This window comes from Acinetobacter portensis (assembly GCF_009372215.1).
In the GTDB taxonomy this organism is placed as follows: domain Bacteria; phylum Pseudomonadota; class Gammaproteobacteria; order Pseudomonadales; family Moraxellaceae; genus Acinetobacter; species Acinetobacter portensis.
Genome location: NZ_LWRV01000108.1, coordinates 18,055 through 33,668 on the forward strand (window position 1 = coordinate 18,055; position 15,614 = coordinate 33,668).

Annotated in this window: 15 protein-coding genes; 6 read left to right on the forward strand and 9 right to left on the reverse strand. The window is 35.5% G+C overall.

Features of this window, described 5'->3' with window-relative positions:
* Positions 1-54: 54 nt before the first annotated feature.
* A complete protein-coding gene (gene dnaX / locus A6M14_RS13015; protein ID WP_152875619.1) occupies positions 55-2,115 on the reverse strand; it encodes a DNA polymerase III subunit gamma/tau in 2,061 nt (686 codons plus the stop codon).
* 241 nt (positions 2,116-2,356) lie between these two features.
* Between dnaX and A6M14_RS13020 the strand changes: the two genes are divergently transcribed.
* The gene (locus A6M14_RS13020) at positions 2,357-3,079 is read left to right on the forward strand and encodes a hypothetical protein (RefSeq protein WP_152875621.1); all 723 of its coding nucleotides are present in this window, start codon (positions 2,357-2,359) and stop codon (positions 3,077-3,079) included.
* A gap of 65 nt (positions 3,080-3,144) precedes the next feature.
* Here A6M14_RS13020 and A6M14_RS13025 read toward each other — a convergent pair whose 3' ends face one another.
* The 4 genes from A6M14_RS13025 to A6M14_RS13040 form a co-directional block, all read right to left on the reverse strand.
* Positions 3,145-3,609 carry a copper resistance protein NlpE N-terminal domain-containing protein gene (locus tag A6M14_RS13025; protein WP_152875623.1) on the reverse strand — a complete coding sequence of 155 codons (465 nt, stop codon included), beginning with the start codon at positions 3,607-3,609 and terminating at the stop codon, positions 3,145-3,147.
* Positions 3,610-3,708: 99 nt separating this feature from the next.
* Positions 3,709-4,965, reverse strand: coding sequence for a serine hydrolase domain-containing protein (locus A6M14_RS13030; protein ID WP_152875625.1), 1,257 nt, complete (start codon positions 4,963-4,965; stop codon positions 3,709-3,711).
* Between the two features lie 69 nt (positions 4,966-5,034).
* Positions 5,035-5,889 carry a MaoC family dehydratase gene (locus A6M14_RS13035; protein WP_152875627.1) on the reverse strand — a complete coding sequence of 285 codons (855 nt, stop codon included), beginning with the start codon at positions 5,887-5,889 and terminating at the stop codon, positions 5,035-5,037.
* Between the two features lie 143 nt (positions 5,890-6,032).
* Positions 6,033-7,424, reverse strand: a complete 1,392-nt coding sequence (locus A6M14_RS13040; protein ID WP_152875629.1) for a 3-oxoacyl-ACP reductase — start codon at positions 7,422-7,424, stop codon at positions 6,033-6,035.
* Positions 7,425-7,665: 241 nt separating this feature from the next.
* Between A6M14_RS13040 and A6M14_RS13045 the strand changes: the two genes are divergently transcribed.
* On the forward strand, positions 7,666-9,195 hold the full coding sequence (locus A6M14_RS13045) for an acetyl-CoA C-acetyltransferase (protein ID WP_152875630.1): 1,530 nt from the start codon (positions 7,666-7,668) through the stop codon (positions 9,193-9,195).
* A gap of 70 nt (positions 9,196-9,265) precedes the next feature.
* On the opposite strand, the gene A6M14_RS13050 is transcribed toward A6M14_RS13045, so the two are convergent.
* Both A6M14_RS13050 and aceI read right to left on the reverse strand, forming a co-directional pair.
* A complete protein-coding gene (locus tag A6M14_RS13050) occupies positions 9,266-9,988 on the reverse strand; it encodes a CPBP family intramembrane glutamic endopeptidase (protein WP_152875632.1) in 723 nt (240 codons plus the stop codon).
* Between the two features lie 107 nt (positions 9,989-10,095).
* A complete protein-coding gene (aceI, locus tag A6M14_RS13055) occupies positions 10,096-10,527 on the reverse strand; it encodes a chlorhexidine efflux PACE transporter AceI (RefSeq protein ID WP_152875633.1) in 432 nt (143 codons plus the stop codon).
* Between the two features lie 112 nt (positions 10,528-10,639).
* Here aceI and aceR point away from each other — a divergent pair, with 112 nt between their 5' ends.
* The 4 genes from aceR to A6M14_RS13075 all read left to right on the forward strand — a co-directional run bounded on the left by aceR (position 10,640) and on the right by A6M14_RS13075 (position 14,615).
* Entirely contained in the window at positions 10,640-11,530 is an 891-nt protein-coding gene (gene aceR, locus A6M14_RS13060) for an HTH-type transcriptional regulator AceR (protein ID WP_152875634.1), read from the forward strand.
* A gap of 88 nt (positions 11,531-11,618) precedes the next feature.
* Positions 11,619-12,608: a transaldolase gene (tal, locus tag A6M14_RS13065; protein ID WP_152875636.1), complete on the forward strand. Its 990-nt coding sequence runs from the start codon at positions 11,619-11,621 to the stop codon at positions 12,606-12,608.
* Between the two features lie 72 nt (positions 12,609-12,680).
* Positions 12,681-13,328 carry a leucine efflux protein LeuE gene (leuE, locus tag A6M14_RS13070; RefSeq protein WP_163124091.1) on the forward strand — a complete coding sequence of 216 codons (648 nt, stop codon included), beginning with the start codon at positions 12,681-12,683 and terminating at the stop codon, positions 13,326-13,328.
* 111 nt (positions 13,329-13,439) lie between these two features.
* Entirely contained in the window at positions 13,440-14,615 is a 1,176-nt protein-coding gene (locus A6M14_RS13075; protein WP_152875637.1) for a benzoate/H(+) symporter BenE family transporter, read from the forward strand.
* Positions 14,616-14,681: 66 nt separating this feature from the next.
* Here A6M14_RS13075 and A6M14_RS13080 read toward each other — a convergent pair whose 3' ends face one another.
* Both A6M14_RS13080 and A6M14_RS13085 read right to left on the reverse strand, forming a co-directional pair.
* Positions 14,682-15,239, reverse strand: coding sequence for a TetR/AcrR family transcriptional regulator (locus A6M14_RS13080; protein WP_152875639.1), 558 nt, complete (start codon positions 15,237-15,239; stop codon positions 14,682-14,684).
* An 11-nt stretch (positions 15,240-15,250) separates the two neighbouring features.
* Positions 15,251-15,583 (reverse strand): SMR family transporter, encoded by a 333-nt coding sequence (locus A6M14_RS13085; protein ID WP_378226900.1) that lies wholly within the window; start codon positions 15,581-15,583, stop codon positions 15,251-15,253.
* Positions 15,584-15,614 lie beyond the last annotated feature (31 nt).

The following is a 15,614-nucleotide window of genomic DNA, read 5'->3' on the forward strand; positions in this document are numbered from 1 at the left end:
AAAAAAACAGGCTATTTAGCCTGTTTTTTTATGCTTCAAATTTTATAAAAAACATTAAGACTTAATTTGAATATTCTGCAATTCACCATCAAAAGATTTCATTAAATCTTTAATAATAGGTTCTTCATTCAACAATTCTACAGTGCGCTGAAAAGCTCGATCTTTACGAGCATGTTGCATTGTAAATGGTGTCATTCCACTCACTTCACCATATTGAACCTTAAACAGCGTATTTGACCATTGCTCTTTCAATGCATTTTCTAAATTACCCTGCATTTGAGTCAACAAGTGTTGATACTGTTCAGGAATATGAAATATAGATTCACCATTAATATGACCTTGCATCACACCATATTGAGCAAGCTCTTGAACTGCAGGTGAAAGACCACTATTTCTAAACCAAAATTCCCACTTTTCTACAGTCCATTCACCGTCCAAGCTTTGATCTTGTAAACGTAGAATATCTTGTGGCATTAAAGATGTTTTTTCTACAGACTCAGACTCTTCAACTACTTCTGTAATTTCAACTTGCGCTATAGATGGCTCTAATGTTTCCACCGTCATTTCAGAATGCTGATCTATTTCATTTACAGTATTCACAACTTGTTGAACAGGATGATCATCAAAATTACTAAGACTAAAATCATCTTCTAAAAAGTCATCACTTGATGGCTCATCTACTTGTACAGCAGATTCTTCAGCTTCAGATTCATCTAATCCAAATAACGCATCACCCGTAGATGGATCAAATACAATTTGTTCCGTTTGTGGAAGATTTGCTACTTGATCTTCTATTTGGTGCTCATCTTTAGTTTCCGCAGTGTGTAGAGCTTCAATTTGAACAGAATTCTCAATGATTTTTTCTGCAACATACTCAGCTACATCTTGCTGAACGGCTAAAGGCTGAGTTACTTGTTGAGGAGGTATCGCTTGATGTACCGTTTCTTGTTGTGACTTTAAAGGTGCTTGAACGCCTATAGTATTTTGTTGAGGTGACGCGTGTTGTTGCGTTACAACCACTTCATTTGGCTGTAATGGTCTAAATGCGAGTAAACGTAATACGCACATTTCAAAACCTTGCTCTTGCGTTACCGCAAGTTGTAAATCTGCACGACCTTTACAGGCAATTTGATAGTACAACTGCAAATCTTGTGCAGAAACCAATTGCGATAATTGCATGATTTTTTGGTTGATTTCAGCACTATATTTAAGGCTTAAATCTGGTAAATATTGCAATAAAGCAAGTTCATGCAAAGTCGAAATGAATTGATCAAGTACTAACGATACATCTAAAGCTTGTTGTCTAAATTGAATAAGTAAATCACTTACACGTTGCTTTTGATTTTGATGAATTGCAAGAATTAGATCATAAATAATTGTACGATCAATTAAACCCAGCATTTCTTTTACGTCTTGATGCTGAATTGCACCTTGACCATAAGCAATGGCTTGATCTGTTAAAGATAATGCATCACGCAAAGAACCTTGAGCAGATTCGGCAATTTGCCAAAGTGCATCTTGTTCTGCTTGAATATCTTCTTTGCCTAAAATATCTGTTAAATGTGTCGTAATTTCATCTACAGCTAAAGGACGCAACGTAAATTGCAGACAACGTGAAATTACGGTAATTGGCAACTTTTGAGGATCAGTTGTTGCGAAAAGAAATTTCACATGCTCAGGTGGTTCTTCTAATGTTTTTAATAAAGCATTAAAAGAATGCGTTGAAAGCATATGTACTTCATCAATCAAGTAAACTTTAAAACGACCTTGAGTTGGTGCATACGGTACATTATCTAATAATTCACGTGTATCTTCTACTTTTGTACGTGATGCCGCATCAATTTCAATTAAATCGATAAAACGACCTTCATTCACCGACTGACATGTTGGGCATACTTCACACGGCGTAGATGTCACACCTGTTTCACAGTTCAAGCACTTAGCTAAAATACGTGCGATTGTTGTTTTACCAACACCACGCGTACCCGTAAATAAATAAGCATGATGCAAACGACCACGTTCCAATGCGCTTGTTAGTGCACGTGACACATGGTTTTGCCCGACTAATTCATTGAAATTACGAGGACGGTATTTTCGTGCGAGTACTTGATACATGTATGCTCCTTTTTATAGGTCTAAGGATACTGTTTTTTTAATAAAGAGTGAATGAAAACTATTGATTAGGGCTCACTTCTGCCACAATTTTTTTTGACTTTATTAATTTCAATCAATCTAATGTGTATTTGTTTCCTTGGAATTTCAATTAAATCATCAGCCAAATTAAGACTTATGTAGTTTTGAATTTTATTTTAAATTTCAGTATATTTAGCAAAATTTTATAACAACCATCCCTAATATGAAACAGAAACTACTTTTAACGACTCTACTTCTAGCAATCAATTCAGCTTCTTTTGCGAATTCTTATAAAGCCGTTGCTTCTTTACCTACTTATCAATCACAAGAGGTTAATCGGTCTACCGTTAATAAATCTGAAGAAATTTACGGAAACTCAACTGAACTAAAAATCGTCAAATACTCCGACACAGTTAAAACAACAGCAGCTAGAACAGTGCTCATACTACTTGCTGGTGGCTCTTTTCAAGGTACATCCAAAGACCAACTTAAAGGAAGTAAAATTGAGGATGTGATAAGTAGAGATAAGTTAAAAAATCCATTATTTGATATAGGACCTCTTACAAAAGCATACTCAGACGAGGTCGTAAATAAACATAAAAACATTAAAGATTTAGACATAAAATCATACTACATCAAACCCACACGACCATATTGGTCTTTAATTTATGATAAAAGTGATAAAACTATAGAAAATAGATATGCTCTTTTTTTTGGTGCGGAATATTCTAAGAACTATTTAAAAAACTGTATTTACCAAAGCAAAGCCTATCCTTTAGAACAATGGCAAGCGAACGATTATCAACTTATTGCTGATGAAAGAGAAATAATTATTACCGAATGCGCAAATCAATTTAAGACTCAAACTGATGATTTAATAAAAAGACTTATAGATAAACAGAATGAGGAAAATCTTAAAAAAGATAGTAACGAAAATGTTCAATGAATATATTAGGTGACCGTTAATATAAAAGATCACTTCTGTGATCTTTTATATTTTTATGCATAGATCTAAACTAGATCCAATAAAAAATCAGTTTGTGCTTGATACGGTTCTGCTGTTTTATCAACACGAATCTCTAATAACTGATTTTCTACATCTACAAACAATTGATTCCGTGTTTTAACATTCAATAGTTCTAATTTTGTTTGTGCTACATCTTTAAATAAGATCTTACCTTTTAAGGTTTCAACTTCATTATGACCACTTAAACTTTCACGCTGAAGTACATAACTCATATCATCTTTAAGTTCTAAATCTACCGCCATTCCTGGACAATCTTCACATCTAGAAGAACACCCCATACACGGCGTAGTTCCCTGATAATTTCCCACCCATAAAGGCTGAACTTGCTTTTCTTCAATCGTATTTTTAATATTTTTAGAATCTGCACTTTCATTTTTTGTCCGATTCAATTCCTGACAACCCAATAAAACAGACGATGCAAATAATGGAATAAGAATGCGATTTTTCATTTCAATAAGAACAAACAGGATCAATCAATTGATTGATATAATATAACATGAATCGCATAAAAACCCATGTCGATACATAAGCTTTACATTAAGTTTTAATTAAAACCAACCTTTATAGCCTTGCAATTCTGCATCTGCGCAGCGCAAAGCTTCTTGTGTCAGCCCCCATAAACGATAATCTCCAGTGATAGAACCTGTTTGAAAATTATGCGTATAAGCAAAACTTAATTTCCTTTGAGGATCACACCAAGCACCTGAACCATTAAAACCAATATGACCAAAACCTTGCGGTGCTTTTTTACCCAAGGTTAATAAACGGTGATATCCCAAACGCCAATGCATAGCAATGGGCATCACACGATCACGTTTTATATATTGAATTGTCGATAAATTTTGGAATATTTCTGGTTTGATAAATTGTTTATTATTCCACTCACCCTCATTGGCAAGCATCGCATATACTTTTGCCAAACTATTTGCAGTAAATACACCATTTGCAGCAGGAATAACAGCTTGTAATGCACGATCATCAAACATGCTTAACTTACTCATACCTTTGGGAATCATGGCATCTTGAAAATCTAATGGATTATGTCCGCTAAATTCCAACAAGCGATCTAAATGCGTTTTTTTACGCTTTATTTTCTTTGCATTCGGATTAAATGGCTTCATCTCTTCTTTAGTTGTCGTTAATGGTCTAGCAACTCGCTTTATTTCGTCAGCAGGAACACCATAAAATGCACCATCTAATTGAAGCGGTTTTACCAAATATTTTTCCATTAATTCCGTAAGTGATTTATTGGTGGCTTTTTCCAATAAACCACCCACTTGCCAACCAAATGTAAATGGTTGATATGCAGCATCAGCTCCTGCATTAAACCTTGGTGTTGATTGTTCAATCACTCTAAGCATATGTGACCAATCCGCCATTTCTAAAGCATCATGAATATTTGACCTAATATCAAATAAACCACTTTGGTGACACAACATATGCCTTAATGTAATTTTACTTTTACCATTTTGTACAAATTCAGGCCAATAATGTGCAACAGGCGTATCGTAATCGAGAAAACCTTCACTCACTAAAATATGCGCTAATGTTGCAAGTACACCTTTTCCTGTTGAATAACAGACAGACAATGTATCCGATTGCCAATTTTCACTGAGTGATTTTTTCCCCGTAAAAATGTCGACCACTTTTTCAGATTGAAAATAAATCACGAGTGCCGCACCACCAAATCCTGTCCGTGCATCTTGCATTTGACTGAACTGTTTCGCTAAATCTTTAAATCGTGGATCAACATAACCCTTATAATTTTTTTGATTTGCGAATAAATATTGTGGAATACGTTCCATCTACACAATCCTTTGCATAAATTGAGCCTTACAAAAAAAACCTAAATCACTTGATTTAGGTTTTTTATCTTAAAGTGCTTTTAAACTTCCCGCCACATGTGGTTTCTTATTTTTTGCATTTTGAATTAAGAAACTTGTTTCTTTTCCATCTTGTGCAGTTAAAAACTCAACTCTAGATGGCAAGTACATTGGTAATTTAAACTGAACATCTGCTTCATAAGCATCTGGCAAACTTAAATTAGACAAAGCTTTTGCTTTACTCCACATACCATGGGCAATTGCTTGTTTAAAACCAAAGGCTTTTGCAGTAATTGCATGAATATGAATTAAATTAAAATCGCCCGACGTTAAAGCATAACGACGACCTGTATTTTCAGATATATCCCATTCGCTTACTACTTGATACTCAGGCTTTTTCGCTTCAACTTCTTTAGTTGAAGTTCTTGTTGTGGTTTTCTGACGTGCTAAATATGTGGTTAAAGATTCAACCACAACATCGTTACCTACTTTTGCTGTGGTAATAAAGTCAAATTGAACGCCTTTATCATGTGGTTTTAACTCACCAAATTTACATGACAAAGAAAGTTGTTCATTCACTCCTACTTTACGGAATTGTTTCACTTGATTGCGAATATGTACCAAACCTAAAATAGCAAAGGGAAACGCTTCTTGCGTCATCATATGCATTTGTAAGCTTTGCGATAAAACAGCCAAGTAAATTGCAGGAATATAACCGTTATTTTTAAAGCCTGTCACTTCATTATAAGCTTTAAGATGTTTTGCATCGACTTTAAATGAATCCACCACATATTCAACTTGCGGTAGTACTTTTTCACCTTTTGGCTTTTTAAAAATTAAGCCTTGAATGACTTTTGGATAAGCCAAATAAGGCTTCGGAAGTTGATTAAAATGGCGTATATTCATAATGAGCCTTTGAAATTCTATTATTACATATTATAAAAAAGCTCCTTCTCCCTCTGGGAGAAGGCTGGGATGAGGGTCATCATAAATCAGTTACCTCTCCCTAGCCCTCTCCTTAAAAGAGAGGGAACTTTCACATGATTCTATCAAGCCCCTAATAAGCTTTGACCACATACACGTACAACATTACCATTTAAGCCTGAAGATGCAGTAGATGCGAACATCGCAATAGTTTCAGCTACGTCTACAGGTAAACCACCTTGGCTCATTGAGTTCATACGACGACCTGCTTCACGAATCGCAAAAGGAATTGCAGCAGTCATTTGAGTTTCAATAAAACCAGGTGCAACAGCATTAATGGTTACGCCATTTTTCAAAATTGGCGCAGTAAATTTCACAACACCAATCACACCTGCTTTAGATGCCGCATAGTTGGTTTGACCCAAATTACCTGCAATACCTGAAATTGAAGATACGCAAACAATACGACCATTGGCATTAATACCATCGTTTGACAATAAGTAATCGTTAACACGCTCAATTGCAGACAAGTTAATGTTAATTACTAAATCCCAAAGCTCAGGCTTCATATTCGCCAAAGTTTTATCACGTGTAATACCTGCATTATGCACAATAATGTCTAAACCACCTTGTGCAGCTGCAGCCGCTTTAATTTTTTCGCCTGCATCAGCAGCGGTAATATCAATGGCTAATGTAGAACCACCAATTTCACCTGCAACACGGTCTAAATCTGCTTGTTGTTGTGGTACATCTAAGCAAATAACATGTGCACCATCACGTGAAAGTACATGTGCAATTGCTTCACCAATACCACGACTTGCACCTGTTACAACCGCCGTTTTACCTGCAAGTGGTTTCGCCCAATCTACATCTACAGCTTTGGCTTTAGACACACGAATCACTTGACCTGAAACATAAGCAGAACGCGGTGAAATCGTAAAACGTAACGCAGACTCTAAATTATCTTTTGTAGTTGGATCGACATAAACCAAGTTTGCTGCAATGCCTTTTTTAAACTCTTTAGCAACAGACTTTACAAAACCTTCAAGCGCACGTTGAGCAATTGCTTGTTTTACAGTTTTTGCAGATTCAGGGTTAATACCCACAATCACAACACGACCAGAAGCTTGAACTTGACGTGAAATTGGGTTGAAAAATGCATATAACTCATGAAGTTGTTCTGAATTTTCGATACCTGAAGCATCAAAAATAACGACTTTAAATTTAGACTCTTTATCACCGTCATTAAATGCATTTAGATTTAAACCAACTTTAGCCGCAGCTTGTTGCAATTCTGCATTATTGCCTGCATAAGCATTTGCATGAACATTTGCCAATACTTGAGCAATCGAACCTGACAAACTACTTGAAGATGCCGCACCCAATAAAACTGCACCCTGAACCACAGGAGTAGCCGATACAAAACGATCTAAAGAAGTTGGCGATGGTAAACCTAGGTTTTTAATGACAAGTTTACCAATGGTAGATTTTGCGAATGCTTGATATTGGTCACTCATGTTTATTATCTCTCATGCAAATTAATTTTTGATGGATCTGAACGTCATCCTTTAACGTCAATATGATGTCAAATACTTATATTTCAACAGATACATCAGTTTCTCTTGAATAATACTTGAGTTAAAGTTTAGATGTCTTGACCTGAATGCATACCCCAGCGTCATTTTAGTCAATTGAGCTTTTTCTCTATTATGATAATGTACACTATAAATTGATGATCAATATGCTTGGAAAAGCCTTATGAGCAAGACAACTCAAGATAATCCAGCAGTCGAAAATATTGCAGTAAAGCCTGTGTCAAATACATCAAAAAGTACAACTCGCGCTAAAAGTACTGGCACAACTGCTAAAGCAGCAAACACAACGACTAAAACAACAACGACACGTACTACTTCTACACGTAGAGCAAGTACTAATGCTTCTACAAAAGCAACATCAACAAAAACAGTTAAACCAAAAACCCAACCTAAAGTTCAACAAGGTCAATCCATGAGTCAAAACACAGTTCGTCGCGTTGCTATTATTGGCGGCAATCGTATTCCTTTCGCTCGTTCAAACGGTGCATATTTCTCAGCGTCAAACTCAGACATGTTTACTGCTGCGTTAAATGGTCTGATCGAACGCTTTAATCTTCAAGGTCAACGATTAGGTGAAGTGGTTGCGGGTGCTGTTCTTAAGCATAGCCGTGACTTTAACATGACGCGTGAATGTGTTTTAAATACAACACTTGCACCAGAAACACCTGCTTTCGATTTACAACAAGCGTGTGGTACAGGTTTACAAGCTGCCTTTTTAGTTGCAAATAAAATTGCGCTTGGTCAAATTGAAGTGGGTGTTGCAGGTGGTGTAGATACAACATCAGATGCCCCTATTGCTTTAGGTGATGGCTTACGTAAAGCATTACTTGAACTTAACATTGCAAAAACTGCAAAAGATCGTTTTAAAGCGTTAGCAAAAATCAATGTTAAAGATTTGATGGATGCACCTAAAAATGGTGAGCCACGCACAGGTCTTTCAATGGGCGATCATCAGGCATTGACTGCGCTTGAATGGGGTATTTCACGTGAAGCACAAGATGAACTTGCTGCATCTTCACATCAAAAAATGGCTGCTGCTTATGAAGAAGGCTTTTTTGATGATTTGATCACGCCATTCTTAGGTTTAGAACGTGACAATAACTTACGTGCAGATTCTACTGTAGAAAAACTTGCAAAACTTCGCCCTGCTTTTGGTAAAGGCGATGCACGCACAATGACTGCTGGTAACTCTACTCCACTTACAGATGGCGCATCTTGCATACTTTTAGCATCTGAAGAATGGGCTAAAGCAAATGGTCATGAAGTTCTTGCTTACTTAACATTTACTGAAACTGCTGCAGTAGATTTTGTAAATAAAAAAGAAGGCTTATTGATGGCACCTGCTTATGCAGTTCCACGTATGCTTGATCGTGCTGGTCTGAAACTTCAAGACTTCGATTATTACGAAATTCACGAAGCATTTGCATCTCAAGTACTTTCTACATTAAAAGCTTGGGAAGATCCTAAATTCTGTAAAGAGCGTTTAGGTTTAGATGCACCACTCGGTTCAATTGATCGTACTAAATTGAATGTAAAAGGTTCTTCACTTGCGGCAGGTCATCCATTTGCTGCAACAGGTGGTCGTATTATCGCAACTGCTGCAAAACTGATTAACCAAAAAGGTTCAGGTCGTGTTTTAGTTTCGATTTGTGCTGCTGGTGGTCAGGGTGTTACCGCAATTATTGAAAAATAATTGAACACTTAAAATAAAAAAGCACCTTTTTGAGGTGCTTTTTTATATGAATCTTTAAGTTCTATTTACTTTAAGTCAGTATGGTCACAACTTTTAATAAAATGACACCACCCAAAGATAAAACAGCATTATTTACAAAATGAATAAGTAACACATGCCAAATATTTCGCGTCCAAATATAAATAAGGTTTAAGAATAATCCCGCAACCATAAAGCTTGTAGTCGCAACAATATCACCACCAAAATTATTATAATGAATCAACCCAAATAAAATTGAGTTTAAAAGTACAACCACAATTCTAAAAAATGTATTTGGAATAAATAATTTATGAAGCAAAGTATATCTAAATACAATGTCTTCAATTAGTGCCATGAATAGTGGCCCTAAAGAAATAAACAACAGTGTTAAAAATGCAAGAGATTGTGGATCTACACCACTTTCGGCACTTTCACCTATGGATGAAACAGGTAAAATTGATCTAGTTAAACTAATCACGACTTGTAATAAGACAGCACCAACAATGACTAATCCCCAAGATTTCCATTTTGCCTTATTAAAATATAACCAATGATCGACCAACATGTTTTTATAAATAAAACATAAAATTAAAAATAAAATCCCTCTAAAAAAACTATCAGCGATAGCAATATTTATTTGATCTGTAAAAATTAATCCTGCTAACCATGCATTTATAAAAATTAAAGGTACAAGTAATAATGCAAAAGTATCCCTATACTGCCATCTAATTTTATTCGGAAAATTTTCCGCGCGTACTTTTTGAGAAAATATCATTTTAAAAAATCTTCATTATTCAATTAATTTTATGACTATATTTTGAATACAAAATATAAAATTTATATGACCAAAATGTAAAAAAAAAGCACCTTTCGGTGCTTTTTTTAAACTTGTAAGTGTTTAGGTTTTGCCCCTAAACGTTCTTCAATAATATCGTAAAACCATTGGAATATAAAGGTATAAACCAAAATACAAGTGGTCAAACTAAAATCGAGCAAAATAGCTTGCCATATTGTCATATTCATTGCATAAGCAACCATTGGAATAGTGGCGAGCATTAAACCACCTTCAAAACCAATCGCATGCAGAATACGAACTCCAACTGTTCTTTTTAACTTCCGCTTGGCTTCAAATTTTTCAAAAAAATGATTAAAAATCATATTCCAAATCACAGAAGTTACCGCCATTGCAATACCCAAGGAACCTGTAACTTCTAATGGCATATGGAAAATAAAACTTAAAGCTATAGCAATGATCACCAATAGGATTATTTCATAGCTTAATGCATGAATAATCCTTCTTTTGGAAATCAACATTTTAATTCTCTCTAACATTCTTTATTTAAGATGAGTGAATTATATTTCCACTTTATTGATCAATCGAGTTAGAATCTATCAAATACTTTGAAAGATAAACAACAATCAAATTATGAACATCAATCAAGATCAACTGCTTATTTTCAAAACTGTCATAGAAACAGGTTCATTTTCCGCAGCGGCAAGAAAGCTAGGAAAAGTTCCATCGGCAGTAAGCATGTCGATTGCCAATTTAGAAATAGATTTGAATTTACAACTCTTTCAAAGAGTTGGGCGCGAACCTGTTCCTACCGAAGAAGCCTTGGTTCTATATGAAAAAACAGACCAGCTTTTAGTTGAGATGAAACAATGGAAACAGCACGCTTTTGCACTGAGTAATGGACTTGAATCTTCACTTAATATTGTGGTTGTTTCTGAGCTTCTACATACCAACTGGACAGACTATATTTCTTTACTTGAATCAGAATTCCCACAATTACAAATTAATATATTCACGGCTCCACAAGAAGATGCCACAAAAATGTTAATCAATGGCAATGCACAATTGGCTTTAATGTTTGAACGCGAACAATTAGAAGGTCATGAGCAATTTGTGGAATTAAAACGTGAAGTTTTAGTTCCTGTTTCATCTAAAAACTTTGAACTTGCCAAATTTGATCATGTGAGTTTCGAACAAATACTACAAAGCAGACAAATTGTGGTTGCCAGCCGAGACAGAACCATTAAGCCTGAATTGTTATATTCAAAATCTTATTGGCGTACAGACAACCATCATTCCGCATGTTCTATTATCTTACAAAATTTAGCTTGGGGTGTTTTACCACTTGAAATGTTTAATGAAAACCCTGAGCTTAAGCGTAAATTGAAAATTTTAAACTTTTCCGATTTCACACCTAAATTTGAGTATTTTGTCGATTTAGTGTGGAGTAGAGAAAATCAATTGGGCGCAGCTGCTCGTTTTTTGATTAATCACATTAGAAATGATAGAAAAAACACGAATTAATTCATCTAAATTATGGAATATACTTTGCCATAATAAAGTTTGTGTTATAAATAAATGATGGGTAAACAACTTTAAAGAATATGTAGAAATGACACTTACAGCCTTAAACCAATTAAAAAATTTAACCACCATTGTTGCAGACAGTAGCGATTTATCGGCAATTGAAAAATTCCGTCCTTTGGATGCAACAACCAATCCATCATTAATTACCGCTGCTGCAAATCAATCTGAAAACTTGGAACTGATTGAAAGCGCATTTGCCCAAGCCAAAAATGAAAATTATGAAGGTGATTTTTTAATAGAACGTACCATCGACATTTTAACGGTTAAATTTGGCGTAGAAATTCTAAAGCTTATTGAAGGTCGTGTATCTACCGAAGTCGATGCTGCCCTATCTTATGACACAGAAGCGACGATTGCCAAAGCGAAAGACCTTTTGGCTTTATATAAAAAATACGGCGTAAATCAAGATCGAATTTTAATTAAAATTGCATCGACATGGGAAGGTATTCAAGCAGCGAGAGCCTTAGAAGCAGAAGGTATTCATTGTAATTTAACGCTTTTATTTGGTTTACACCAAGCGCAAGCATGTGCAGATGCCAAAGTCACGCTAATCTCCCCATTTGTTGGTCGTATTCTAGATTGGTACAAGAAAGCTGAAAATGTAGATACTTACCCAATTGATAAAGATCCTGGTGTATTGTCTGTAAAACAGATTTATCACTTCTACAAACAACACAATATTAAAACTGAAATTATGGGTGCAAGCTTCCGTAGTATCGATCAAGTTTTAGGACTTGCAGGATGTGATTTACTCACAGTTGCGCCAAATTTACTTGCTGAACTTGAAAAAGATACACGTGTTGTAGAAGCTCAATTAACAGCAAATCATGCACACGCACATTGCGAGCATGACCTTGTTGTTTTAAATAAAGAAAGCTTTAAACATGCCTTAGAAAATGATTTGATGTCATCGCAATTATTGCAAGGCGGTATTGATGGCTTTATTAAAGCACGTGAACAACTTAGTACTTTGTTGCGCCAATCTTTTGGTGTTGATGCTGAAATACTAGCTTAATCACCTTTTTAAAACATTTTTTAAAGCCGATGTTGCTATAATCGCATCGGCTTTTTATTTGAGTACGGTTTCGTGTTTGGTATCACAGATTTAACAACCTATATTATTGGTACAATTTTAATTGTGGTACTTCCTGGGCCAAACTCACTCTTTGTGATGTCTGTTGCCTCTAGATTTGGTATTAAAGCGGGTTATAAAGGTGCTTTTGGTGTTTATACAGGCGACCTCATTTTAATTATTTTAACGGCTTTAGGTGCGGCATCTTTATTACATGCTTTTCCTTGGTTATTTATTTTACTAAAAGTGGTTGGTGCAACCTATTTAAGTTATTTAGGGATAAAACTTTTAATTGCGTCATATCACACATGGAAAGCTGTACATCGTCCTGAAAAAATAGAAGAAAAACAATCATTAGAACAAGTCAAACCCTTTAGTACTGCGCTGACCATTAGCATTCTCAATCCTAAAGCGATTTTATTTTATTTATCATTCTTTGTGCAGTTTGTTGACCCTGCGTATTCATACCCTGCAATTACATTTACCGCACTTGCGATTATCTTACAAATTATTAGTATGAGTTATTTAACTATTTTAATTTTTTCAGGTGCAAAATTAGCATCTTATTTTTCAAATCGTTATAAACTTACGGCAATTTGCGTTGCAAGTGTTGGAATTTTATTCTGTGGATTTGGACTAAAACTTGCCACTTCAACCCTTTAACATATACGCATTTTTAATAAAGATGAGCAAAACTATTCTTTGATCAATAGTATGAAAAGCGTATGATTAGAGCACATTTCAACCACTATAAATAAAGATTGCAAAGGACTCATGCAAAAGCTACTCGAAGATTTCTCCGTTCCTGCCGTATTTGCAGGTTTTATTACTTTCTTAGTCGGTATTAGCGTTTCATCTGTACTCGTCATTCAAGCAGCACAACTTTTGGGTGCTAGTTCTGAACAAATTACCTCTTGGTTTTGGGCTTTAGGACTTGGCATTGGGGTCAGTGGTTTATTCCTTTCGTGGAAGTATAAATATCCTGTTGCGACCTCTTGGTCTACAGCAGGTTTAGCACTAATTATTGCCACAGGCAGCGGTTACACACTTAATCAAGCCATTGGTGCCTTTCTAATTTGTGGTCTCATTACCGCAGTTCTTGGCTTTTTTGGTGTATTTAAAAAAGCATTGGAATATATTCCGCAAAGTTTAACCAGTGCCATGCTTGCAGGCGTACTTCTTAAATTTGGGATTGGTATTTTCGCCACCATGCAAACAGAATGGGGATTTATTCTTTCATTACTTGCAGCTTACGTGATTTCAAAACGACTTTGGCCACGCTATAGCATTGTCATTACCGTTATTGCAGGCGTGATTTTATGCCCAATGTTTATGACATTCGCCACTCCACATATTCAATTGGCATTTGCAAAACCTGTTTGGATTAATCCTGAATTTTCCGTTTCTGCCTTTTTAGGATTGGCTTTACCCCTATTTGTCATAAACATGGCATCACAATATTTACCAGGTTTGGCAATGATTCGTAGTTATGGCTATCAACCTAATGTGAATCCATTAATTGGTGTGACAGGTCTTGCACAAACTGTACTTGCGCCTTTTGGCTGTTTTAGTGTAAATATTGCAGCAATTAGCGCTGCCATTAGTTTAGATGATCAAGCACATCCAAATGTAAAAAGACGTTATATCGCAGGTATGAGCTGTGGATTTTTCTACATTCTCATGGGGATTTTTGCAGCCACTTTAACCAGTTTTTTAATGGCATTTCCTTTGGTATTTATTACAGCACTTGCAGGTATTGCGCTATTCGGCACTATTGGACATAACATTGCAATCGCATTTCAAAATGTAGATGAACGTGAAGCAGCGTTGCTCACTTTCTTATTTAGCGCTTCAGGTGTTCAATTCTTTGGCATTGGTTCTGCATTTTGGGGATTATTGTTTGGTTTTGCTGTATCACTGATTTTCAAATTTAAAGCGAAAAAATCTTAAATCAAAATATCAGTATAAAAAAAAGCAAATCTAGGTTTGCTTTTTAATCACTTAAGATTGCTTAGGCTATTTTGGATAAGTACGCTGAATGAGTTCAGCTTTCAGTTTCACTGCCTCTTCTGGCTTTTCCACATCTGTAAATGTTGTCAACCAAAGTCCATCTGCTGCATAGCGTAAAATTGATAAGTCTAAATCGCCATCTGTATGATGATGTCTTTGCACTCTTGAATCCAACCAATCAATCCAATGTTCATTAAAGGTATGATCTGTGAGCATGGTCATAGATATTGCATCCCACAAACTTCCCATGCCTTCAACTTCTTTACTTAACGTGATGGAAATATATGCACGAGTAAATTGTCCATATTGCACAGGATCACTCTTAATATGCACATCAAAAACATCATCAAGCTTTTGGAATAACACAACAAGCATCGCATCGAGCAGTTTTTGCTTATTTGGAAAATGATGAAAAACCCCACCTTTGGTGATTCCAACCAAATCTGCAATACCTTGAATTGAAACGCCCATTACACCTTTTTGAGATGCAAGCTCAATTGCCGTATCTAAAATTTTCTTACGAACAACTTCAGGTTCTTTTTTACGTTGATGTGGATTTTCCATTCATTTACCTATTAATGCCCTGCCGATGTTGAAAACATATTAATAACCACAACACCTGAAACAATTAAACCAATACCGATAAGAGCAGCAAAATCTAAACTTTGTTTAAAAATAAAGTAGCCTACAACTGCGGTAAGAATAATACCAACACCTGCCCAAATTGCATAAGCAATACCTAATGGAATCACTTTAATCACTTGAGATAGCAAATAAAAAGCAATACTAAATAGAACAATAACAGCTAAAGATGGCCAAAGCTTAGTAAAACCTTCTGACTTAACTAGAAATGTCGAACCCGTAACCTCAGTCACAATTGCTAAAGCCAGCAAGCCATAAGCAAACATTACAGGACTCATATAAAACCTCAATATAAAA